The sequence below is a fragment of the Zestomonas ipomoeae genome (assembly GCF_057128665.1).
Genome location: NZ_JBSKHQ010000009.1, coordinates 125,801 through 146,446 on the forward strand (window position 1 = coordinate 125,801; position 20,646 = coordinate 146,446).

Sequence of the window (20,646 nt, forward strand, 5' to 3'; positions counted from 1 at the left end):
ATGAAAAAACTCATGTACTCCGGCGCCGGGCTGCTGTTGATCGCCCTGGCGTTCCTTGCCTTCAACATGGTGTCCAGCCTGGCCTTCACCGATGCCCGCCTGGACCTGACCGAGCAGAAGCTCTACACCATTTCCGACGGCACCAAGCGCATCCTCAACGAGCTGGACGAGCCGATCAACCTGTACTTCTTCTACTCCGACAAGACCGCCAAGGACCTGGTGGTGCTGCGCAACTACGCCAAGCGCGTGGAGGAAATGCTCAAAGCCTACGAGCGCGCGGCGGACGGCAAGATCAAGCTGCACATCGTCGATCCGGAACCGTTCTCCGAGGACGAGGACAAGGCCGCCGAGTTCGGCCTGCAGGCGGTACCGCTGAACCAGGGCGGCGACCAGGTCTATTTCGGCCTGGCCGGAACCAACAGTCTGGACAATACGCAGATCATTCCGTTCTTCCCGATGGATCAGGAAGAGTTCCTCGAATACGAAATCAGCCGCCTGGTGCAGAGCCTGGCCAAGCCCGAGAGGCCGGTGGTCGGTGTTCTGTCCGGCCTGCAGCTCAACGGCGGCTTCGATATGGCCGCCCGCCAGCCGACCCCGCCGTGGATGGTGATGGAAGAGATTCGCCAGTTGTTCACCATAGAGAGCCTGAAGAGCGGCGTCGACCAGATCCCCGAGAAGGTGTCGGTGCTGATGCTGGTGCATCCCAAGCAGTTGCCCGAGCAGACGCTCTACGCCATCGACCAGTTCGTGCTGCGTGGCGGCAAGCTGCTGGTGTTCGTCGATCCGTTCAGCGAGGCCGACAATGGCATGGACATGCCCGGCGAGCCGGCCGGCGCGCGGTCTTCCGATCTTGAGCCGCTGTTCAAGGCCTGGGGTGTGCGCCTGCTCCCCGCCAAGGTGCTTGGCGACGGGTCCTATGCCATGGCCGTGAGCATGGGCCAGGGCCAGCGCCCGGTACGTCATGCCGCCTGGTTGAGCCTGCCGCAGCGCGCGCTGGATCAACAGGACGTGACTACCGCCGGCCTGGAGAGCGTGACGGTCGCCACCGCCGGTATCCTCGAACCCATCGAGGGCGCCAAGACCACCTTCCACCCGCTGCTGCAAAGCTCCGAATACGCCATGCCGTTCGACGCCCAGCGGCTGGCCATGCTGAGTAACCCGGAAGAGCTGATCCGCGACCTCGATCCGACCGGCGAGCGCTACGCGATTGCCGCGCGCCTCAGCGGCCCGGCCAAGTCGGCGTTCCCCGAGGGCATCGAAGGACGCAAGGACGGCCTGAAGGAAGCCGAGCAGATCAACGTGATCGCCGTGGCCGACACCGACCTGCTCACCGACCGCATGTGGGTGCGCGTGCAGGACTTCTTCGGCCAGCGCATTCCGCAGCCGTTCGCCGACAACGCCGGCTTCGCCATCAATGCGCTGGATAACCTGGCTGGTTCCGATGCATTGATCAGCATTCGCTCCCGCGGTCGCTTCAGCCGCCCGTTCGACGTGGTCGAGGAGCTGCAGCGCGAAGCCGAGGTGCGCTTCCGCGAGAAGGAGCAGGCCCTGCAGCAGCGCCTGGCCGACACCGAGCAGAAGCTTGCCGCCCTGCAGCAGAGCGACGACCCGACCAAGGCCCTGGAACTCACTCCGGAACAGCAGGCCGCGGTGCAGCAGTTCATCCAGGAGAAGCTGAAGATCCGCAAGGAGCTGCGCGAAGTGCGCTACCAGCTCAACGCCGATATCGAGGCGCTGGGGCGCACGCTGAAGTTCGTCAACATCGCCCTGGTGCCGTTGTTGCTGACATTCCTCGTGCTGGCGCTGTGGCTGTGGCGCCGGCGTCGCGGTTGAGAAGGAGAGCGAAATGGGACGCAAGAGTCTGATATGGCTGGCGCTGGCCGCCGTGGTGCTGATCGTGACCTTTGCCTGGCTGCAGCGTGAGCGGCAGCCCGACGCGGCTGCCAGCGCGCCGCTGCTGCCCGGCCTGCAGGGCCAACTGGGCGAGGTCAGCGCCGTTGACGTGCAGCGCCCAGGACAGCCGGCGGTGCGCCTCGAGCGCCGGGGCGACGCCTGGGTGGTACCGGCCAAGGCCGGCTATCCGGCGGATGGCGAGCCGCTGGTGGCGCTGTTGCGTGGTCTGGCCGAGGCGAAGAAGGTCGAGGCTAAGACCTCAAACCCGCTGTACCACGGCCGCCTTGGCCTGGCCGAAACCGGCGACGACGGCGAGCGGGCCACGTTGGTCGGCATCGAGCGGGACGATGCTGCGCCGCTGCGCGTCTATCTGGGCAACCCGGCACAGCAGGGCAGCGGCCAACTGGTGCGGCTGGCGGGCGAGAACCAGGTCTGGCTGATCGACCGCACGCTGGACGTGCCGGAGAACGAGCTGGCCTGGCTCGACCGGCGCGTCGCCGCCATTCCCTTTGCCAGCGTCAAGGCGCTCGACGTGCGCTATGCCGATGGCGAGCGCCTGACGCTCTATCGCGACAGCGAGGACGAGCCCAACCTCAAGGTCAAACAACTGCCCAAGGGCAAGAGCCTGGCCTACGAGGCGGCGGCTAACGGCATGGCCACGCTGTTCGCCCGGTTGGAGTTCGCCGATGCCGCGCCGCTGGCGCAGGTGCGCTTCGAAGGCAAACCGAAGTTGCAGTTCAGCCTGCGGACGTTCTCCGGCGGTGAGCTCGACGGAGCGCTGCATCAACAGGGCGAACAGTACTGGTTGGTTGTCGACAAGCGCCACGACATACCTGCCGAACAGTTGCCCGGTAAAGCGGATTGGGCCTATCGCCTGGAGACTTATCAATACCAGGCATTAGCCAAGAAGTTGCGCGACCTGCTTGCCAAAGAAGCCCCGGAAAACGGCTGAACCCCTTGCGGCACTAAGCGTGCGGGCTTTCGGAAAAAAGTGCTTTTCAGTCGGAGTGCTTGCTTTATACTGCCGAAGCGGTCGAATTTGAGAACGCGATTCCTATACCCGCTCCAAGTTAGCTTCGGCCGGGGTTGGATATAAATAAGAAGAACGTTTTTGCCGAACCGTCGAGGCCCTTCCGGGGGCAATAAAAACAATGCGAGTTGGAGAGAGTGGTAATGGCTGATCGTGAGATCGGAACCGTCAAGTGGTTCAATGATTCCAAGGGCTATGGCTTCATTCAGCGCGAAAGCGGCCCGGACGTGTTCGTCCACTACCGTGCTATCCGCGGCGAGGGGCACCGCTCCCTGGTCGAAGGCCAGCAAGTGGAGTTTTCGGTGATTCAAGGTCAGAAGGGCTTGCAGGCGGAAGACGTCGCCAGAGTCTAAGACCCCCGGCAAAAGGCCCGTCACTGACGGGCCTTTCGCTTTCTGCGGTTGATGCCTGGCGGTCAGTCGGTGCGCCAGGTGATTTCCTCTTCACCATCTGCGCTGACGCGCATCCAGCGGTCGGCCTGCTCCACACCTTCATCTTCCTGCCAGCCACCCGGCGCGCAGCGGACTTCCACGTTCAGAGCGGCATGGGCCGCACGGGCACAGGCAAGGTCGTCGGCCCAGGGTGTGGCATCGCTTTCCAGCAGCAGGCTATGCCACTTACCCACGGCCTTCGGCAGCCAGGTGACGGGTATGTCGCCGGCCATGCACTTGTAGGTCTGGCCTTTCTGTCGCCAGTCCGAGCAGGGGCCAAGGGCTTCGCTCAACCAGCCGGTGATGGCTTGGTGGTCGGCATCCTTCAGGTAGATCTCGATATCCGGTTGGCGCATGGCAATTCCCGTGAAATGTCGGTCGGCCGGTGATGGCCTGGTGAAGCATTCTGTACCTGGTTGTCGGCCGGGAAAATCCCGGCTCACGGCATTCTTTCGATCCAGTCGTAGCGAATCGCTACAGTGACCTCGAAGGCTTCGGAGGTGACTGCCGCACGACGTTCAGCGCTGGCCCGCCAGCCATGCGGGGTCATCGCCAGCAGATCGGCACGGGCCTCGGCACTGGCCAGTTGCAGCTTGAAGCTCAGGGTTTCGCTATGGGCCAGGCGCATGCCGTCGGGGATCAGCGTCAGATGCTTGCGGTCGTCGTAGGGCCGCACCTCGTCGTACAGGCGGGCACGCAGTTCCAGCAGGTGCTCCTGGGTCGGTCCCATGCGCAGCAGGCCGCCGCCAGGGGCGAGCAGGCGTTCGGCTTCCTGCCAGTCGAGCGGACTGAACACGCTGGCCAGCAGTTGGCAACTGGCGTCGGCCAGTGGCACGCGGGCCATGCTCGCGACCAACCAGTTCAATCGCGGGGCACGGCGGCAGGCACGCTTGATGGCCTCGCGGGAGATGTCCAGGGCATAGCCGTCGGCCTGGGGTAGGGCGTCGGCCAGTTGTGCGGTGTAGTAGCCCTCGCCGCAGCCGATATCCAGCCAGCGCGCCGGGCTGCGTTCGGCGGCCAGTTCGGCGAGACGCCGCGCCAGCGGCGCATAGTGGCCGCCTTCTAGAAAGCTCCTGCGGGCTTCGACCATGGCCGCGTTGTCGCCAGGATCGCGGCTGTTCTTGTGCTGCACCGGCAGCAGGTTCAGGTAACCCTGGCGTGCGCGGTCGAAACGGTGGTTGGCTGGGCAGGCGACGCCATTGTCGACCGCCTGCAGCGGCGCCTGGCAGAGCGGGCAGATCAGCATCAGGCGAGCAGCTTCACGAGGGTCTGGTAGTAGATGTCGGTCAGCAGGTCTAGATCGCTGGCCAGCACCCGCTCGTTGATCTGGTGGATGGTGGCATTGACCGGACCGAGCTCGACCACTTGGCTGCCCAGGGTGGCGATGAAGCGGCCATCGGAGGTGCCGCCGGAGGTGGAGGGCGTGGTATCGCGGCCGGTGACCGTCTTGATGCTGGCGGCCACCGCGTCGAGCAGCGCACCGGGTTCGGTGAGGAACGGCAGGCCGGACAACGCCCACTCAACGTGCCAGTCCAGGCCATGTTTATCGAGAATCGCGGCAACCCGTTGCTGCAAGCCTTCGACCGTGGACTCGGTGGAGAAGCGGAAGTTGAAGATGGCGGTCAGTTCGCCAGGAATCACGTTGGTGGCGCCGGTACCGGAGAGAATGTTGGAAACCTGGAAACTGGTCGGCGGGAAGAACGCGTTGCCGTCGTCCCAGTGCTCCGCGGCCAGCTCGGCCAGGGCCGGGGCGGCCAGGTGGATCGGGTTCTTCGCCAGGTGCGGGTAGGCCACATGGCCTTGCACGCCGCGCACCATGAGCTTGGCGCCGAGCGAGCCGCGACGGCCGTTCTTCACCACATCGCCGACCAGCGATGTGCTCGACGGCTCGCCGACGATGCACCAGTCCAGCCGCTCGTTGCGTGCGGCGAGGCGCTCGACCACCGCCTTGGTGCCATGGTGGGCCGGACCTTCCTCGTCGCTGGTGATGAGGAAGGCGATGGCGCCCCGGTGGTTAGGATGATCGCCGACGAAGCGTTCGACCGCCACCAGCATCGCCGCCAGGCTGCCCTTCATGTCCGCCGCGCCGCGGCCGCAGAGCATGCCCTGCTCGTCGATCAGCGCATCGAAGGGCTGGTGCTGCCAGGCCTGTTCCGGACCGGTCGGCACCACGTCGGTATGCCCGGCGAAGCACAGGACCGGGCCCTCTGCACCGCCACGGCGGGCCCAGAAATTGTCCACGTCCTCGATACGCATCGGCTCCACCGCGAAGCCCAGCTCGGCCAGCCGGCGCATCATCAACTCCTGGCAGCCCTCGTCCAGGGGGGTGACGGAGGGGCGGCGGATCAGCTCGCAAGCGAGTTCCAAGGTGGGGGAGAGGGCGGCGGTGGTCATTACGGCTCCGAAAGCGGCTGGCGGAAAGCTCGCCATGTTAAAGCAAAATGGCGCCTTTCAGGCTGCGTGCAAACGGCAGCGCTCGGTTATTCGACGGTTCGCAATGCGCGTAGGCAGTGCGCAAACGCTGCTGCTTCGCCTGCGCCCCCGCGCGGGCCAGTATCGTCCCGGCCCGTGCTGCTTGTTCACCGTCTGTGCGGGCGATGGGGCGCGCGACCTGCGCGCTGGGCGGGGTCGCGCCGGCTCGGGTGTCAGGCGGTTGCCGGCTGCGTTTGCTCCGCTGCCCTGGGCAATGAAGACAGCAGAGCCATGGCCAGGGCGGCGGCATAAGGCAGCGACTGCACCAGCAACACCGCCACCCAGCAGATCACGTCGAGACCGGGGAATCCCTCGACCAGGGTGATGCCCGCCGCCGCGCCCCACAGCAGCAGCATCACGAACAGCTCCTCGCGGGCTTCCGCCATGGCCACTGCCAGGCCGCTGTTGCTGCGCATCTTCGGTGTGCGGAAGAACGGGATGCCGCGGGTGAAGAATCCGTAGAGCACTGCCTTGGCAATGGTGTGGGACAACGCCAGGCCGGCCAGGGCCGCGCTGGCGGCGTCCTTCATGCTCACCCCGACGCTGCGCTGGTAGAGGAACAGGATCTTGCCCAGCTTGAAGAAGAACAGCGCCAGCGGCGGAATGGCAAAGATCATCAGCGGCGGGTCGACCCGCTGCGGCACGATGATCATCGCCGCCGACCAGAGCAAGGCGCCGATGGTGAAGAAAATGTTCAGGCCGTCGGCGATCCACGGCAGCCAGCCGGCGAGGAAGTGGTAGCGCTGGCCGCGGGTCAGCTGGCTGCCCTTGCCCAGCAGCAGGCTACGGCCATGGCTCTTCATGATCTGGATGGCGCCATAGGCCCAGCGAAAGCGCTGTTTCTTGAAGTCGATGAAGGTGTCCGGCATCAGACCTTTGCCGAAGCTCTGCGAGGAGTAGGCAGCCGAGTAGCCGCGCTCGAAGATGCGCAGGCCCAGCTCGGCGTCTTCGGTAATGCAGTCACCTGACCAACGCAGCTCATCGAGCACCTTCTTGCGGGTCATGGTCATGGTGCCGTGCTGGATGATCGCGTCGCGGTCGTTGCGGGTCACCATGCCGATATGGAAGAAGCCGCGGTATTCGGCGTAGCAGAGCTTCTTGAACAGCGATTCGCGGTCGTCGCGGTAGTCCTGGGGCGATTGCACGATGGCGATTCGCGGGTCGGCGAAGTGCGGCACCATGTGCTTCAGCCAGTCGGTATTCACGCAGTAGTCTGAGTCGATCACCGCCACCACCTCGGCATCCGGCGCGGTTCGCTCCAGCACGTAGTTCAGCGCGCCGCCCTTGAAGCCGGCCAAGGGCGCGACATGGAAGAAGCGAAAGCGCGGGCCGAGGGCCTCGCAGTAGTCGCGCACCGGCTCCCAGACCGCCGGGTCCTTGGTGTTGTTGTCGATCACCAGCACTTCGAAGTCCGGGTAATCCAGCCGGGCCAGGGCGTTGAGGGTCTGTTTCACCATTTCCGGCGGCTCGTTGTAGCAGGGCACGTGGATCGAGACCTTGGGTCGGTAGGCGTCGCTGCCGGTGACGGGATGGAACGGCCGTCGGCGGCTGCGTGTCCAGACCGCCTCGGCCAGCTCATGGGCTTCGGTCAGCAGCACGATGCTCACGCCCAGCGCGCCGAGTGCCAGCAGCAGCCCGACGGTCAGGCTGAACCAGGTGCTGTATTGCTGGCTGTAGTCATAGCCGATCCACACCAGTACCGAGCCGCAAGCGAACGCCACCACGGTGAGGAAGGTGCGGCCGCGCTGGCGCAGTGCGCTGCTGTCGATCAGCAGCAGGGCCAGGGCGAGCAGCGCCAGCACCCCGGCGCCCACGGCCAGCACGCGCCACTGCGGCACCGCCACCACCGGGCCTTCGAAGGCGAACTTGGGCTGACGCTCGGCGTTGTACACGCCCCAGTAGGCACCGACCGAGCCCTCGTCGCTGGCCTTCCACGGCTGATCGAAGGCTTCGATGATGAAGTAGTTGTAGCCCTTGGCATTGAGTTTGTTGACCAGCTTGCGCAGGTAGATGGCCTGGTCCGCCTGGGAGGCATCGGCGCCGCCGCGCATGCGGCCGTTGCTCGGCCAGCCGACCTCGGCGAGCAGCAGGGGTTTGCGTGGGAAGGTCTGCTTGAGTTCCTTGGCGCGCTCCAGCACGAAGTCCAGCGAGTCTTCCATCGGCACGAACTCCCAGTAAGGCAGGACGTGCGCGGCGATCAGGTCGACATGCTTGGCCAGTTGCGGATACTGGTTCCAGATATGCCATTGCTCGGCGGTCGTCACCGGGACTTTCACCGCGGCGCGCACCCGGTCGAGGTAGCCGATCAGTTCCGTGGGGGTGACCTCTTCGCGATACAGCGCCTCGTTGCCGACCACCACGCGCACCACGCTGCGTGATTCGTTGGCCAACTCGATGCCTTTGGCGATCTCCCGCTCGTTGCGTTCCTTGTCCGGGCTGATCCAGATGCCCAGGGTGACGCGCATGCCGAGCTCCTCGGCCAGTCGGGGAATGGCCGCCAGGCTGCCCTCCACCGAATAGGTGCGCACGTTGTCGGTCTGCGTGCTGAGCAGCTCCAGGTCCTCGAGCATCTGCTCTTCGGTCGGATAGCGGTTCTGCTGAGGATTCTGGTCCAGCCGGAACGGGGAGAAGGAATAGCCGGCGATCTGTTCCGGCCAGTCCGGTACCGGTACCGGGCGGTTGTAGAGCGCCCACAGGCCAGTGAACAAGGCGGCCACGGCAAGGACCACCACCAGGTTGATTCCGAATTTATGTGCAGGCATCTGGATTTCAGGTTCCAAGGACGGAACGGAATAAGGAACGGCGAGCGCCGCTGGCGCGCATCCTACTCTTGCTCTTGAAACCTGCCTAGCTCCCTTCCAGCGAGCGCCAAGGCAGGGTCGCTTGCCGAGGTTGGGCAGCCATGGGCGGGGTAAGTTTCATGCCAGGCGCAGGGCGGCGACCCCTGCGCGAGGTTCGGGGCGATGCCGCTTGGGAGGCGCCGCCGGGGTTCCTATAATGCGCGCCTGATCGCGAGGTAATGAGCATGAACACTGACGAACGATTCGGCGGTATCGCCCGGCTGTACGGCCAGGCGGGACTGGCGCGCCTGGCTGCGGCCCATGTGGCGGTGGTCGGCATTGGCGGCGTAGGGTCCTGGGCCGCCGAGGCGCTGGCCCGTTCCGGCGTCGGCGAGATTTCGCTGTTCGACCTCGACGATGTCTGCGTGACCAACACCAACCGGCAGATCCACGCGCTGGAAGGCGCCGTCGGCAAGGCCAAGGTCGAGGTGATGGCTGAGCGCATCCGGGCCATCAACCCCGCCTGTGTGGTCCACGCGGTCGCCGACTTCGTTACTCGCGAGACCATGGCCGAGTACATCACCGAACAGCTCGATGCGGTGATCGACTGCATCGATAGCGTTCCGGCCAAGGCCGCGCTGATCGCCTGGTGCAAGCGGCGCAAGATCCAGATCGTCACCACGGGCGGTGCAGGCGGACAGATCGATCCCACGCAGATCCAGGTTGCCGACCTGAACAAGACCTTCAACGACCCGCTGGCCGCCAAGGTGCGCTCGACGCTGCGCCGCGACTATGGCTTTTCCCGCACGCCGGGTCGCCACTACAGCGTGCCCTGTGTGTTCTCCAGCGAGCAGTTGCGCTATCCCAAGCCGGACGGTGGCGTCTGCCAGGCCAAGAGCTTCGTCGGCGAAGGGGTGAAGCTGGACTGCGCCGGCGGCTTCGGCGCCGCCATGATGGTCACCGCCAGCTTCGGCATGGTTGCCGCCGCCAGGGCGGTGGACAAGCTGGTGGCGGGTGCGCGGCGGCCAGCGGAGCGTCTATCGACCGGCTGACTCGGTCAGTCGGCGCCGGCGTCGCTCGGGTGACTGGCGGCGCGCGCCAAAGCCGCGATACTGATAGGCAAAACCTACGGCGCAGCCGGGTTCCGGCGGAGGTGGCGGTTGAGACCAGGTCGCTTGATCGGCAGCATTTTCGTGTCGTTGCTCCTGTCGGTCCAGCTTGTCGAGGCGGCCGAGGATCGGCTGGTACGCATTGGGACGGGCGAATGGACACCCTATGTCGAGTCGCAACGCGAGGATGCCGGCCCCATGGGAAGGCTGATTCGCGCCGCGTTCGCTCGGGCCGGTTACCAGGTGCAGTTCCACTTCTACCCCTGGGAACGGGATGCGCATTTGCTGCAGAGGGGCGAGCTGGACGGCATCATGCCGTACATCTGCACCGCCGAGCGCAGCCGGTTCAGCCTATGCGCCAAGCCACTGGCGATCTCCCAGGCAGTGCTGTTCCACCGGCGCGACCTGGACTTCGATTGGCAGGGCATCGCCGACCTGGAGCGCTACCGGATCGCCGTGACCCAGGGCTATTCCTACGGCTTTGCGTTCGACGACGCCCGTGCCGCCGGGCGTCTGACGCTGTTGCAGAACAGCCGCGAGGATCTCGGGCTGCGTTTGCTGCTCGCCGGTCGCGCAGATCTGCATCCTCAGGACCGAGCGGTGGGCTACAGCATGTTGCAGCGGCAGTTCGACGAGGCGGAACGCCTGCGGCTGGTACACCACCCACGCCTGCTCGGACAGAACGAGCTGACCCTGCTGTTGCGCAAGGACGCTCGTGGCCAGGCACTGCTGCAGGCCTTCGAGCAGGCGCTGCAACCCCTGCGCGAGAACGGTCGGTTGCAGGCGTTGCAGCGTGCCCTTGACGAGGGGCGCGCCGCCTACTGGCAGCCTTAGAGCGGCTGGGCTCAGGGGCTGAGCGCCAGTTCGCGCATGCGCACCAGCACGGCGTTCAATCCATTGCTGCGCGACGGCGAAAGCTGCCGGGCCAGGCCGAGCCGGGCGAACCAGTCGGGCAGGTTCACTGCTTCGAGTTCTTCTGCGCTCAATCCATTGACCCGCGCCAGCAGCGCCGCGAGCAGGCCGCGCAACAGTCGCGCATCGCTATCGGCGCGAAAGTGCCAGTGCCCGTCCTGCACCTGGCCCACCAGCCAGACCTGGCTTTCGCAGCCGTGCACACGGTGGATGGCCTGCTTTTCCTCGTCGCGCAGCGGTTCCAGTCGCTCGCCCCATTGCATCAGCAGACGGGCCCGTTGTTCCCAGCCGGCGCAACCGGCGAAGGCCTTCAGCGCTTCCTGGGCGGCGCAGGGCAGGCTCATCGCAGCAACTCCAGGGCCTTGTCGAGGGCGGCGAAGAAGCGCTCGAGGTCGTGGAAATCGTTGTATAGCGCCAGCGACACCCTGAGCGTACCGGCCAGGCCGAGGCGCTCGAGCAGCGGCATCGCGCAATGGTGGCCGGCCCTGACGGCGATGCCCTGGTCGGTCAGCAGGTGGGCAAGGTCGGCATGGTGAATGCCGTCGGCGACGAAGCTGGCCAGCGCGACCTGCGGCTCGCCGAGCAGGCGAATGCCGTCGCGCGCCGCCAGGCCGGCGAGCAGTTTCAAATGCAGGGCGGCCTCGTGCCCGGCCACCTCGGCTTCGTTCAGGCCGGCCAGGTAATCCAGGCTGGCCCCTAGGCCGATCACCGCGGAAATCGGCGGGGTGCCGGCTTCGAAACCGAGGGGCGCGCCGCGGAACTCTGCGCTCTGGTAGTGGGCGAGGCGCACCATCTCGCCGCCGAATTGCCAGTGGGCGAGGCGTTCCAGGGCCTGGCTGCGACCGTAGAGCACGCCGAGGCCGTCGGGGCCGTAGAGCTTGTGGCTGGACAGCACGTAGAAGTCGCAACCGAGCGCCTGCATGTCGTGCCGTCCATGCACCGCGCCCTGGGCACCGTCTACCACGGTCAGCGCGCCCTGGGCCCTGGCCAGCGCCAGCAACTCGGTCAGCGGTTGCCAGCGGCCGAGCACGTTGGACAGTTGGCTGACCGCCAGCAGCCGGGTCCTGTCGCCGATCAGCTCGCGGGCGGCATCCAGGTCGACCAGGCCGGCGGCAGTCAGCGGCAGCACCACCAGCTTGAGGTTGCGACGCCGTGCCAGTTGCTGCCAGGGCAACAGGTTGGCGTGGTGCTCCAGCGCACTGACGACGATCTGGTCGCCGGGCCGGAACTGCTTCTCCAGCCCGTAGGCCAGCAGGTTGAAGGCTTCGGTGGCGCCGTGGGTGAAGACGATTTCTGCCGGCGCGACCGCGTTCAGCCAGCACGCGAGCTTGCTGCGGGTCGTCTCGAAGGCACGGGTGGCGCGTTCGCCTGGCAGATGCTGGGCGCGATGCACGTTGGCGGCGCCGCCAGCGTAATAGCCATGCAGTGCGTCCAGCAGGGCCTGGGGTTTCTGCGCCGTGGCGGCGCTGTCCAGGTAGGTCTGGCCATCGCCTTCGAGGGCCAGGATGCCGGGGAAGTCGCTACGCCAGGGCGAGTCGAGAGCCATAAGCTTCTTCAAGCCACAAGCCGCAAGCCGACTGCAAACAACATGCAGCTCGTCGCCTGCAGCTTGCCGCCGCTCCTCTTAGTTGTGTGCGTGCAGGGCCTCGTTGAGTTCGATGGCCGACTTGTGGGTTTTGCATTCCACGGCGCCGGTCTGCGAGTTGCGGCGGAACAGCAGGTCCGGCTGGCCGGCCAGTTCGCGCGCCTTGACCACCCGCACCAGGTTGTTCTGCTCGTCGAGCAGCGCCACCTTGGTGCCAGCGGTGACGTACAGGCCGGACTCCACGGTGTTGCGGTCGCCCAGCGGAATGCCGATGCCGGCGTTGGCGCCGATCAGGCAGCCTTCGCCGACGGAGATGACGATGTTGCCGCCGCCGGACAGGGTACCCATGGTCGAGCAGCCGCCGCCAAGGTCCGAGCCCTTGCCGACGAACACGCCTGCGGAGACGCGGCCTTCGATCATGCCCGGGCCGGCGGTGCCGGCGTTGAAGTTGACGAAGCCCTCATGCATCACCGTGGTGCCTTCGCCGATGTAGGCACCCAGGCGCACGCGGGCGCTGTCGGCGATGCGCACGCCGGCCGGCACCACGTAGTCGGTCATTTTCGGGAACTTGTCCACCGAGAACACCTCCAGCAGCTCGCCCTTCAGGCGCGCTTCCAGCTGGCGCTCGGCCAGTTCGGCCAGGTCCACCGCGCCCTGGCTGGTCCAGGCGACGTTCGGCAGCAGCGGGAAGATGCCGCCGAGGTTCAGGCCATGGGGCTTGACCAGGCGGTGGGAGAGCAGGTGCAGCTTGAGGTAGGCCTCTGGCGTGGAGGTCGGTGCGGCATCCTCGGCCAGCAGCGTGGCGACCAGCGGCCGATGGCTTTCGGCCAGGCGGGTGAGCAGCGCGCCCTGCGCGGCATCGATGCCCTTGAGTGCATTGGCCAGGTCGGACGCCTGGGTGGTGCTGAAGGCGATGGCCTGGTTGCCGCCGGCATAGGCGAGCAGCGGTGCGATGGCGGCGACCAGTTCGGCGCTCGGATTCAGCAGCGGCTGTGCGTAGAACACTTCCAGCCAGGCGCCCTGGCGGTTCTGGGTGCCGACACCGAAGGCCAGGCTGTAGAGGGACTGTGACATGGTGGATTCCTATGCAAAAGATCGGAAGAGGTACCGGTCGCGCGCGGTGCGCCGGAAGACGCAGTCAGGCAGTGACGATCGTTGTCGCGCGCCAGGCACCCGCCTGCGGCAGAACCGCGAGTACGGGCAGGGCATGGCCGCGAGGTTCATGGGTCAGTTCAGGTTGGCGGCGTACAGGTCCGGCTTGAAGCCGACCAGGGTACGGTCGCCGAGGTCGAGCACCGGGCGCTTGATCATCGACGGCTGGGCGAGCATCAAGTCGATGGCCTTGGCCTGGTCGAGATCGGCCTTCTGCGCTTCGTCCAGTTTGCGAAACGTGGTGCCGGCGCGATTCAACACGGTTTCCCAACCATGCTCGGTGCACCAGCGGGTGAGGCTGGCGCGGTCGATGCCGGCGGTTTTGTAATCGTGGAATTCGTAGTCCAGGCCCTGGGCTTCGAGCCAGGTCCGGGCTTTCTTCATGGTGTCGCACGCTTTGATGCCGAAAAGTCGTAGCGCTTTACCGTTCACGGTCATTGGGCCCTTGAGCTTATTTCTTGCAAAGAACGAATTATGCCACGACATCGCCGAGTGGTTGCGTGCGCTTGCTCGTCGCGTCGCCGAGCCGGTCGGAGTGGCCAGGCTACGGCGCGCATGGGGGTGTTTTGATGGCGAAATGGTGGGATTTTGATGGCAAATTTCATGATTATGGCGACAAGCAGGGGTGCAGTTGACGAGCGGTAGGACCGTTTGTCTTTGCATGGTTTTTTGACGTCAAAAAATAATTATTCTCCGCCGGCGCCCAGAGCGTAGCGGCGGTCGAGAGTGATCGTCTTTACCCATTGCTCGCACCTCGTAGTCGGACGCCGGTTCGTGCGGGCATCCATCGAAGCAAGCCAGATGATCGACCTCAGCCACTGGAATCTGACGATTCCCGAGCAAGAACCTGCCCGTGTCATTGAAACCAAAGTCGTCAAGGCGGGATACCAGGACAAGTACTTCTATCGGACCAACTCCGGCGTCATCTTCTGGGCGCCGGTCACCGGGACCTCGACCGAGGGCAGCAACTATCCGCGCAGCGAACTGCGCGAGACCTACAGCGACGGCACGCTGCGCAACTGGTACTACAGCGAAGGCACCCACAGGTTGCGGGCGTCGGTGATGGTCAAGCAGGTGCCTTCGACGGGCCGCATCGTCATCGGTCAGGTCCATAGCAAGGACAGCCCGGCCCCGTTGCTGAAGGTGATCTACCAGGTGGCCCGCGGTACCGGCTACGTCACAGTCGAGCTGCGCAACAAGCCCGGCGATGCGGTCAGTCCGGCCATCCTGACCTATCAGGGCATGCCGCTGGATACGCGCTTCACCTATGCCATCGAGATCGTCAAGAGCGGGGGCCTGCGAGTGGCCGTCAATAGCCTGGTGCAGGAAGCCAGGATCGATTCCACCTGGGCCAAGCAGCGTCTCTACTTCAAGGCGGGGGTATACACCCTCGACAACCAGGGTACGACGAAAGAGGGCGGGCGTGCAGAGTTCCAGGAGTTGGGGGTATCCCATAAATAGCGGTGTCCAGGGGGGGGGCTCCCGGACGAGTGGCGTGTCACTCGTCGGGCATGGGGTCATGAAATTGGCGTCAAAGTCGTTACGCTTTGAGCGGCGGAGACCGTGAGGGCGATCAGGTGATCGCCTTTCCTCGAATGGCTTGCACGTAGTAGCCGGACGCGCTGTGCAGGCATGTATGACGGATATCGACAATGATCGATTTGAGCGTGTGGAACCTCACCATTCCCGAACAGGTGCCTTCCCAAACCATCGAAACCCGCGTGATCAAGGCTGGTTATCTCGATCAGTATTTCTATCGTTCCGGTTCGGACATCGTGTTCTGGGCCCCGGTCAGCGGCACCACCACCAAGGGGAGTGCCTATCCGCGCAGCGAGCTGCGCGAGACATTCAGCAATGGCAAGCAGCGCAACTGGTATTACCGCGAGGGTCTGCACCAGCTGCGCGCCGCAGTGACCGTCACGCAGGTGCCGTCCAGCGAGCGCATCGTCATTGGCCAGATTCACAACAAGGACAACCCGACGCCGTTCGTGAAGGTGATCTATCGGCAGGTGCGCGGTACCGGGTATGTCACCGTGGAGTTGCGCAGGAAGCCGGATGATCTGAAAAGTCCGGAGGTCATGTCCTACAAGGGCATGCCGCTGGATACCCGCTTCAGCTACGGCTTCGACGTCGCCAAGAACGGCGACTTGCGCATCGGCATCAACGATGTGGTCTACAAGGACAAGATCGATCCTGCCTGGGCCGATAAGCGGTTCTACTTCAAGGCCGGCGTTTACACCCTGGATAACGAGGGGCCGCGCGACGAGGGCGGGCGGGTGGTGTTCCACGACCTGCGGGTCAAGCACAGCCAGTGACCCTTTTGCTGGGAACGACGAGGCCCGCCTCGCTCGCTGCGAAGCGGGCCTCGTGTCGTCGGGGCTTGTCGTCAGTGGCGTTCGACGAAAGCGCGGATGCGTTCGGCTGCCGCCGCGCATTCGGCCAGCGGTGCGACCAGCGCCATGCGTACGCGTCCCGCGCCGGGATTGAAACCGTCGACTTCCCGCGACAGGTAGGAGCCCGGCACTACGGTTACGTGCTCCTGGGCGAACAGATCGCGGGTGAAGATGGCGTCATCCGTCGGCGTCTTCGGCCACAGGTAGAAGCCGCCATCTGGACGCTGTACCTCCAGAACCGGTGACAGTATTTCCAGTACGGCATCGAACTTCTCGCGATACAGCGTGCGGTTGGCCTGAACGTGTGCTTCGTCGTTCCAGGCGGCGATGCTGGCCAGCTGGGTTTGCACTGGCATGGCGCAGCCATGGTAAGTGCGATAGAGCAGGAAGCGCTTGAGGATCTCCGCGTCGCCGGCGACGAAGCCGGAACGCAGCCCTGGTAGGTTGGAGCGTTTGGACAGGCTGTGGAAGACCACACAGCGCTTGAAATCGCTGCGGCCGAGTTCGGCGCAGGCGCTCAGCAGGCCCGGTGGCGGGCTTTGCTCGTCGAAATACAGCTCGCTGTAGCATTCGTCGGCGGCGATCACGAAATCGTGCTCGTCGGCCAGGGCGATCAGCTGCTTCAGGGTATCCAGCGGAACCAGCGCGCCGGTGGGATTGCCCGGCGAGCAAAGGAACAGGATCTGGCAGCGCTGCCAGATCTTCGTCGGCACCGCCGCGAAGTCCGGATTGAAACCATTTTCCGCCAGGCACGGCAGGTAGTGCGGTTGAGCGCCAGCGAGCAGGGCGGCACCTTCGTAGATCTGGTAGAACGGGTTGGGGCTGACCACCAGGCCGTTGCGCTCGCGGTCGATCATCGCTTGGGTAAAGGCGAACAAGGCCTCGCGGGTGCCGTTCACCGGCAGCACGTGGCGCGCTGCATCCAGCCAGCCACTCGGCATGGCGAAGCGCCGCTCGCACCAGGCGGCGATGGCTTGGCGCAGTTCGGGCAGGCCGAGGGTGCTCGGATAGACCGCCAGCTTGTCCAGGTTGGCCGCCAGCGCCTCGGCGACGAACGCCGGCGAGCGGTGCTTGGGTTCGCCGATGGACAGTGCAATGGGCTGCTTGTCCGCGGGCGGCTGGCAGTGGGCGAGTAAGGCGCGCAGCTTTTCGAAGGGGTAGGGCTGTAGCTGGTCGAGTGCAGGGTTCATCGGTTTCAAACTCCAGGCTGCGAGTCCTCGGCGGCAAATCCGGCTAGCCAGTCGCTGGCTGCTCGGAGCTTGCCGCAGGGGGCTGCTTCAGATGTCGATCTGTTTCGGTTCGCCGCCGCCGTTGGCCTGGGATAGCTGGGTGACTATCGCATCCTGCAGGCGGGCGCAGAGTTCCGGGTCGGATAGCGGCTGGTTGTTGGCGTCGGTGACGAAGAACACGTCCTCTACGCGCTCGCCGAGGGTGGCGATCTTGGCGTTCTGCAGCGACAGGTCGAACTCGAGGAAGATCAGCCCGATGCGTGCCAGCAGGCCGGGGCGGTCCGGTGCGATCAGCTCAAGCACGGTCACTGGGCGCTGCGCGTCGTTGTGGATGGTGACCTGCGGAGCGAAGGCGAAATGCTTGAGCTGGCGCGGCACCCGGCGCTGGATGATGGTCGGGTAGTCGTCGGGGTTCTTCAGGGCGCTGACCAGTCCCTCGCGGATTTCCTTGATGCGCGCCGGGTTATCGCCGATCGGGCCGTTGTCGGCATCCAGCACGATGTAGGTGTCGAGGGTGAACTGGCTGGTCGAAGTGATGATGCGCGCATCGTGGATATTCAGGTTCAACTGCGACATGGCTGCCACGGTCACGGCAAAGAAGTCGTGCTGGTCCTGGGCGTAGATGAAGATCTGCGTGCCACCCTCGAATTCGCGCTGGGTGGTTTCCTTGATCAGCACCAGCGGGTCGTGGGTAGCTGGATGCTGAAGGATCGCCTCGGTGTGCCAGACCACGTCGTTGGCGGTGTGGCGCAGAAAGTAGTCGTCACCCAGCTGGCTCCACAGCTGCTCGGCGTCGTCCTGGTCGATGCCGCTGCGCACCAGGATGTCGATGGCGGCGCTCTGGGTCTGGCGGATCTGCTCCTCGCGGTCCAGCGGGTTCTCCAGGCCGCGACGCAGGGCGCGCTTGGTCTCGGTGTAGAGCTGGCGCAACAGGCTGGCACGCCAGGAGTTCCACAGGCTGGGGTTGGTGGCGTTGATGTCGGCCACGGTCAGCACGTAAAGGTAGTCCAGGCGGGTCTGGTCGCCGACCTGTTGGGCGAAATCGAAGATCACCTGCGGATCGGACAGGTCCTTGCGCTGGGCTGTGGTGGACATCACCAGGTGGTTCTGCACCAGCCAGGCCACCAGACGGCTATCCCAGTTCGGCAGTTGGTGGCGTTGGCAGAAGGCTTCGGCGTCCACGGCGCCGAGTTCCGAGTGGTCGCCGCCGCGGCCCTTGCCGATGTCGTGGTACAGCCCGGCGAGGTAGATCAGCTCCGGCTTGGGCAGCTTGGCGATGAGCTTGCTGGCCAGCGGGAACTTCTCGCCGACGCCGGGCTTGCCCAGCTTGCGCAGGTGCTTGATCACATTGAGGGTATGCGCGTCCACGGTATAGATGTGGAACAGGTCGTGCTGCATCTGCCCGACGATGTCGCCGAACTCCGGCAGGTAGCGGCCGAGAATGCCATAACGGTTCATGCGCCGCAGATTGCGGTGGATGCCTTCCTGGCACTTGAACAGTTCGATGAACAGGCTGGTGTTGCGGATATCGCGGCGGAACTCGTCGTCGATCAGGTGCCGGTGGTCGCGCAGCAGACGGATGGTGTCGGCGCGCACGCCCTTGATCTCGGGGTGCTGGGCGAGCAGCACGAAGATTTCCAGGATGGCGAACGGGGTGCGCTTGAATACGTTCGGGTGGGTGACCTCGATATAGCCGTCGTGCAACTGGAAGCGGCTGTTCAGCGGCTGGGTCGGCCCGCTGTCGGCGCTACGCAGGATGACTTCCTCGAAGTGCTGGTTAATCAGGTCGTTGAGCTCGGCAATGCTCATCACCACCCGGTAGTACTTCTGCATGAACTCTTCGATGGCCTGCTTGGCATCGCTGCCTTGGTAGCCGAGCAGGCTGGCGATCTTGCGCTGGTGGTCGAACAGCAGGCGATCCTCGGCGCGACCGGCGAGCATGTGCAGGGCATAGCGCACCTTCCAGAGGAACTCCTGGGCGGAGGAGAGCAGGGCATATTCGCTCTCGGTGAGAAAGCCTTGGCCGACCATCGCGTGCAAATTGAGGGTGCCGAAGTGGCGGCGGGCGATCCACAGGATGGTCTGGATGTCGCGCAGGCCGCCGGGCGAGCCCTTGACGTTGGGTTCCAGGTTGTACTCGGTGTCGTTGTACTTGGCATGGCGGGCGCGCTGCTCGTCGCGCTTGGCCAGGAAGAAGTGCTTGCTCGGCCACATCTGGTCGGTGCCGGTGACCTCCAGCATACGTGTACGCAGGCGCTCGGGGCCGGCGATGGTGCGGCTTTCCATCAGGTTGGTGATCACCGTCAGGTCGGCGCGGGCTTCCTCGGCGCATTCGCTCACCGAGCGCACACTCTGGCCGACTTCCAGGCCGATATCCCAGAGCAGGGTAAGGAAACCTTCGATGGATTCGCGAAAGGTCTCGTGATCCTCGTTGTCGAGCAGGATCAGCAGGTCGATATCCGAGTACGGATGCAGCTCGCCCCGGCCGTAGCCGCCGACCGCCACCAGGGCGATGTCGGCGTCTTCGCTCCAGTCGAAGTGGTTCCACGCCTCGCGCAAGATCTGGTCGACCACCCAGGCGCGATCTTCCACCAGGCGGCGAATGTCCCGCCCGGCGGCAAAGCGTCCGTCGAGCACTTCATGGGCGCGGCGAATGGCCTTCTTGAAGGCGGCAATCGGGCTCGCCTTCAGGGCAAGCTCCGCCTGGAACTGCCCGCGGTCGAACAGCTCGGGATCCACCTGCGGCATGGTGCGGCCTTCCTTCTATAAGGTTGAGCGAACGATCTTCAGCGAATCGGCGTACTCGTTCCCTTGGTCGATCAGGCCGACGTGCGCGGCAGGGTGTCGTCGCTGCGCAGGGTGAGTATTTCGTAGCCGTCGGCGGTGACCAGGATCGTATGTTCCCATTGTGCGGAAAGCTTGCGGTCCTTGGTAATGGCGGTCCAGCCGTCGCCGAGCACCTTGGTTTCCGGCCTGCCCTGGTTGATCATCGGCTCGATGGTGAAGGTCATGCCTTCCTTGAGTTCCACGCCGGTACCGGCGCGGCCATAGTGCAGCACCTGCGGTTCCTCATGAAAGACCTTACCGATGCCGTGGCCGCAGAATTCGCGCACCACGGAAAAGCCGTTCTTCTCCGCGTGCTTCTGGATCACCTCGCCGATATCCCCCAGGCGGGCGCCCGGGCGCACCAGCTGGATGCCCTTGTACATGCACTCTTGGGTGATCCTGGCTAGGCGCTCGGCCCATTCCGGCACGGTGCCGACCATGAACATCTTGCTGGTATCGCCGTGGTAGCCATCCTTGATCACGGTCACGTCGATGTTGAGGATGTCGCCGTTCTTGAGCGGCTTCTCGTTCGGAATGCCGTGGCAGACCACATGGTTGATCGAAGTGCAGATCGACTTGGGAAAGCCGGGGCGCCCAGGGGCGGCGCCATAGTTCAGCGGGGCGGGGATGGCCTTCTGTACATCGACGATATAGTCATGACAGATGCGGTCCAGTTCCTCGGTGGTCACCCCGGGCTTGACGTGTTCGCCGATCATCTCCAGCACTTCGGCGGCCAGGCGGCCGGCCACGCGCATTTTTTCGATTTCCTCGGGCGTCTTGATGTTGACGGTCATATGGGCTCTCAGGCGCAGGCGGAAAAGGGGTTATGGTAAC

At 64.9% G+C, this 20,646-nt stretch carries 18 protein-coding genes; 7 read left to right on the plus strand and 11 right to left on the minus strand.

The annotated features are described in order from the left end of the window. The 3 genes from ACWKV7_RS12160 (at position 1) to ACWKV7_RS12170 (ending at position 3,276) form a co-directional block, all read left to right on the plus strand. Positions 1-1,833 carry a Gldg family protein gene (locus ACWKV7_RS12160; RefSeq protein ID WP_483857931.1) on the plus strand — a complete coding sequence of 611 codons (1,833 nt, stop codon included), beginning with the start codon at positions 1-3 and terminating at the stop codon, positions 1,831-1,833. Positions 1,834-1,846: 13 nt separating this feature from the next. Continuing rightward, the gene (locus ACWKV7_RS12165) at positions 1,847-2,845 is read left to right on the plus strand and encodes a DUF4340 domain-containing protein (protein WP_483857932.1); all 999 of its coding nucleotides are present in this window, start codon (positions 1,847-1,849) and stop codon (positions 2,843-2,845) included. A 221-nt stretch (positions 2,846-3,066) separates the two neighbouring features. Next, the gene (locus tag ACWKV7_RS12170; protein ID WP_483857933.1) at positions 3,067-3,276 is read left to right on the plus strand and encodes a cold-shock protein; all 210 of its coding nucleotides are present in this window, start codon (positions 3,067-3,069) and stop codon (positions 3,274-3,276) included. 62 nt (positions 3,277-3,338) lie between these two features. Here ACWKV7_RS12170 and ACWKV7_RS12175 read toward each other — a convergent pair whose 3' ends face one another. From ACWKV7_RS12175 to ACWKV7_RS12190, 4 genes are all read right to left on the minus strand, one after another. Further along, complete coding sequence (locus ACWKV7_RS12175) at positions 3,339-3,710, minus strand: hypothetical protein (protein ID WP_483857934.1); 372 nt, start codon at positions 3,708-3,710, stop codon at positions 3,339-3,341. A gap of 83 nt (positions 3,711-3,793) precedes the next feature. Continuing rightward, the gene (locus tag ACWKV7_RS12180) at positions 3,794-4,600 is read right to left on the minus strand and encodes a putative RNA methyltransferase (RefSeq protein WP_483857935.1); all 807 of its coding nucleotides are present in this window, start codon (positions 4,598-4,600) and stop codon (positions 3,794-3,796) included. Beyond that, positions 4,600-5,748, minus strand: coding sequence for a succinyl-diaminopimelate desuccinylase (dapE, locus tag ACWKV7_RS12185; RefSeq protein ID WP_483857936.1), 1,149 nt, complete (start codon positions 5,746-5,748; stop codon positions 4,600-4,602). The genes ACWKV7_RS12180 and dapE overlap by 1 nt, the downstream gene beginning before the upstream one ends. A gap of 251 nt (positions 5,749-5,999) precedes the next feature. Beyond that, complete coding sequence (locus ACWKV7_RS12190; protein ID WP_483857937.1) at positions 6,000-8,588, minus strand: glycosyltransferase; 2,589 nt, start codon at positions 8,586-8,588, stop codon at positions 6,000-6,002. Positions 8,589-8,851: 263 nt separating this feature from the next. Between ACWKV7_RS12190 and tcdA the strand changes: the two genes are divergently transcribed. Then, positions 8,852-9,658, plus strand: a complete 807-nt coding sequence (gene tcdA, locus ACWKV7_RS12195; RefSeq protein WP_483857938.1) for a tRNA cyclic N6-threonylcarbamoyladenosine(37) synthase TcdA — start codon at positions 8,852-8,854, stop codon at positions 9,656-9,658. A 141-nt stretch (positions 9,659-9,799) separates the two neighbouring features. Continuing rightward, complete coding sequence (locus tag ACWKV7_RS12200) at positions 9,800-10,549, plus strand: substrate-binding periplasmic protein (protein WP_483857939.1); 750 nt, start codon at positions 9,800-9,802, stop codon at positions 10,547-10,549. An 11-nt stretch (positions 10,550-10,560) separates the two neighbouring features. Here the strand turns inward: ACWKV7_RS12200 and ACWKV7_RS12205 are convergent, their stop codons facing one another. From ACWKV7_RS12205 to ACWKV7_RS12220, 4 genes are all read right to left on the minus strand, one after another. Continuing rightward, positions 10,561-10,971 carry a SufE family protein gene (locus ACWKV7_RS12205; protein ID WP_483857940.1) on the minus strand — a complete coding sequence of 137 codons (411 nt, stop codon included), beginning with the start codon at positions 10,969-10,971 and terminating at the stop codon, positions 10,561-10,563. Further along, on the minus strand, positions 10,968-12,173 hold the full coding sequence (locus ACWKV7_RS12210; RefSeq protein WP_483857941.1) for an aminotransferase class V-fold PLP-dependent enzyme: 1,206 nt from the start codon (positions 12,171-12,173) through the stop codon (positions 10,968-10,970). Before ACWKV7_RS12210 ends, ACWKV7_RS12205 begins: the two co-directional genes overlap by 4 nt. A gap of 78 nt (positions 12,174-12,251) precedes the next feature. Next, positions 12,252-13,286, minus strand: coding sequence for a 2,3,4,5-tetrahydropyridine-2,6-dicarboxylate N-succinyltransferase (dapD, locus tag ACWKV7_RS12215; protein WP_483857942.1), 1,035 nt, complete (start codon positions 13,284-13,286; stop codon positions 12,252-12,254). Between the two features lie 153 nt (positions 13,287-13,439). Beyond that, complete coding sequence (locus ACWKV7_RS12220; protein ID WP_483857943.1) at positions 13,440-13,802, minus strand: ArsC family reductase; 363 nt, start codon at positions 13,800-13,802, stop codon at positions 13,440-13,442. Between the two features lie 363 nt (positions 13,803-14,165). On the opposite strand from ACWKV7_RS12220, the gene ACWKV7_RS12225 reads away from it, so the two are divergent. Both ACWKV7_RS12225 and ACWKV7_RS12230 read left to right on the plus strand, forming a co-directional pair. Further along, a complete protein-coding gene (locus ACWKV7_RS12225) occupies positions 14,166-14,825 on the plus strand; it encodes a polysaccharide lyase family 7 protein (RefSeq protein WP_483857944.1) in 660 nt (219 codons plus the stop codon). A gap of 191 nt (positions 14,826-15,016) precedes the next feature. After that, positions 15,017-15,679, plus strand: coding sequence for a polysaccharide lyase family 7 protein (locus ACWKV7_RS12230; RefSeq protein ID WP_483857945.1), 663 nt, complete (start codon positions 15,017-15,019; stop codon positions 15,677-15,679). A 71-nt stretch (positions 15,680-15,750) separates the two neighbouring features. Here ACWKV7_RS12230 and dapC read toward each other — a convergent pair whose 3' ends face one another. The 3 genes from dapC to map all read right to left on the minus strand — a co-directional run bounded on the left by dapC (position 15,751) and on the right by map (position 20,606). Continuing rightward, positions 15,751-16,947, minus strand: coding sequence for a succinyldiaminopimelate transaminase (gene dapC / locus ACWKV7_RS12235; RefSeq protein ID WP_483857946.1), 1,197 nt, complete (start codon positions 16,945-16,947; stop codon positions 15,751-15,753). Between the two features lie 87 nt (positions 16,948-17,034). Further along, on the minus strand, positions 17,035-19,734 hold the full coding sequence (locus ACWKV7_RS12240) for a [protein-PII] uridylyltransferase (RefSeq protein WP_483857947.1): 2,700 nt from the start codon (positions 19,732-19,734) through the stop codon (positions 17,035-17,037). A 71-nt stretch (positions 19,735-19,805) separates the two neighbouring features. Continuing rightward, positions 19,806-20,606: a type I methionyl aminopeptidase gene (gene map, locus ACWKV7_RS12245; RefSeq protein WP_483857948.1), complete on the minus strand. Its 801-nt coding sequence runs from the start codon at positions 20,604-20,606 to the stop codon at positions 19,806-19,808. Positions 20,607-20,646: the final 40 nt, after the last annotated feature.

What these genes read in the sequence shown, in the direction of transcription:
- ACWKV7_RS12170 (WP_483857933.1), top strand. Translation starts at nt 3,067, where the DNA reads ATGGCTGATCGTGAGATCGGAACCGTCAAGTGGTTCAATGATTCCAAG.
- ACWKV7_RS12205 (WP_483857940.1), bottom strand. Translation starts at nt 10,971, where the DNA reads ATGAGCCTGCCCTGCGCCGCCCAGGAAGCGCTGAAGGCCTTCGCCGGT.
- ACWKV7_RS12220 (WP_483857943.1), bottom strand. Translation starts at nt 13,802, where the DNA reads ATGACCGTGAACGGTAAAGCGCTACGACTTTTCGGCATCAAAGCGTGC.
- ACWKV7_RS12225 (WP_483857944.1), top strand. Translation starts at nt 14,166, where the DNA reads ATGATCGACCTCAGCCACTGGAATCTGACGATTCCCGAGCAAGAACCT.
- ACWKV7_RS12190 (WP_483857937.1), bottom strand. Translation starts at nt 8,588, where the DNA reads ATGCCTGCACATAAATTCGGAATCAACCTGGTGGTGGTCCTTGCCGTG.
- dapC (WP_483857946.1), bottom strand. Translation starts at nt 16,947, where the DNA reads ATGAACCCTGCACTCGACCAGCTACAGCCCTACCCCTTCGAAAAGCTG.
- ACWKV7_RS12210 (WP_483857941.1), bottom strand. Translation starts at nt 12,173, where the DNA reads ATGGCTCTCGACTCGCCCTGGCGTAGCGACTTCCCCGGCATCCTGGCC.
- ACWKV7_RS12175 (WP_483857934.1), bottom strand. Translation starts at nt 3,710, where the DNA reads ATGCGCCAACCGGATATCGAGATCTACCTGAAGGATGCCGACCACCAA.
- ACWKV7_RS12160 (WP_483857931.1), top strand. Translation starts at nt 1, where the DNA reads ATGAAAAAACTCATGTACTCCGGCGCCGGGCTGCTGTTGATCGCCCTG.
- dapE (WP_483857936.1), bottom strand. Translation starts at nt 5,748, where the DNA reads ATGACCACCGCCGCCCTCTCCCCCACCTTGGAACTCGCTTGCGAGCTG.
- ACWKV7_RS12180 (WP_483857935.1), bottom strand. Translation starts at nt 4,600, where the DNA reads ATGCTGATCTGCCCGCTCTGCCAGGCGCCGCTGCAGGCGGTCGACAAT.
- ACWKV7_RS12230 (WP_483857945.1), top strand. Translation starts at nt 15,017, where the DNA reads ATGATCGATTTGAGCGTGTGGAACCTCACCATTCCCGAACAGGTGCCT.
- ACWKV7_RS12165 (WP_483857932.1), top strand. Translation starts at nt 1,847, where the DNA reads ATGGGACGCAAGAGTCTGATATGGCTGGCGCTGGCCGCCGTGGTGCTG.
- dapD (WP_483857942.1), bottom strand. Translation starts at nt 13,286, where the DNA reads ATGTCACAGTCCCTCTACAGCCTGGCCTTCGGTGTCGGCACCCAGAAC.
- ACWKV7_RS12240 (WP_483857947.1), bottom strand. Translation starts at nt 19,734, where the DNA reads ATGCCGCAGGTGGATCCCGAGCTGTTCGACCGCGGGCAGTTCCAGGCG.
- tcdA (WP_483857938.1), top strand. Translation starts at nt 8,852, where the DNA reads ATGAACACTGACGAACGATTCGGCGGTATCGCCCGGCTGTACGGCCAG.
- map (WP_483857948.1), bottom strand. Translation starts at nt 20,606, where the DNA reads ATGACCGTCAACATCAAGACGCCCGAGGAAATCGAAAAAATGCGCGTG.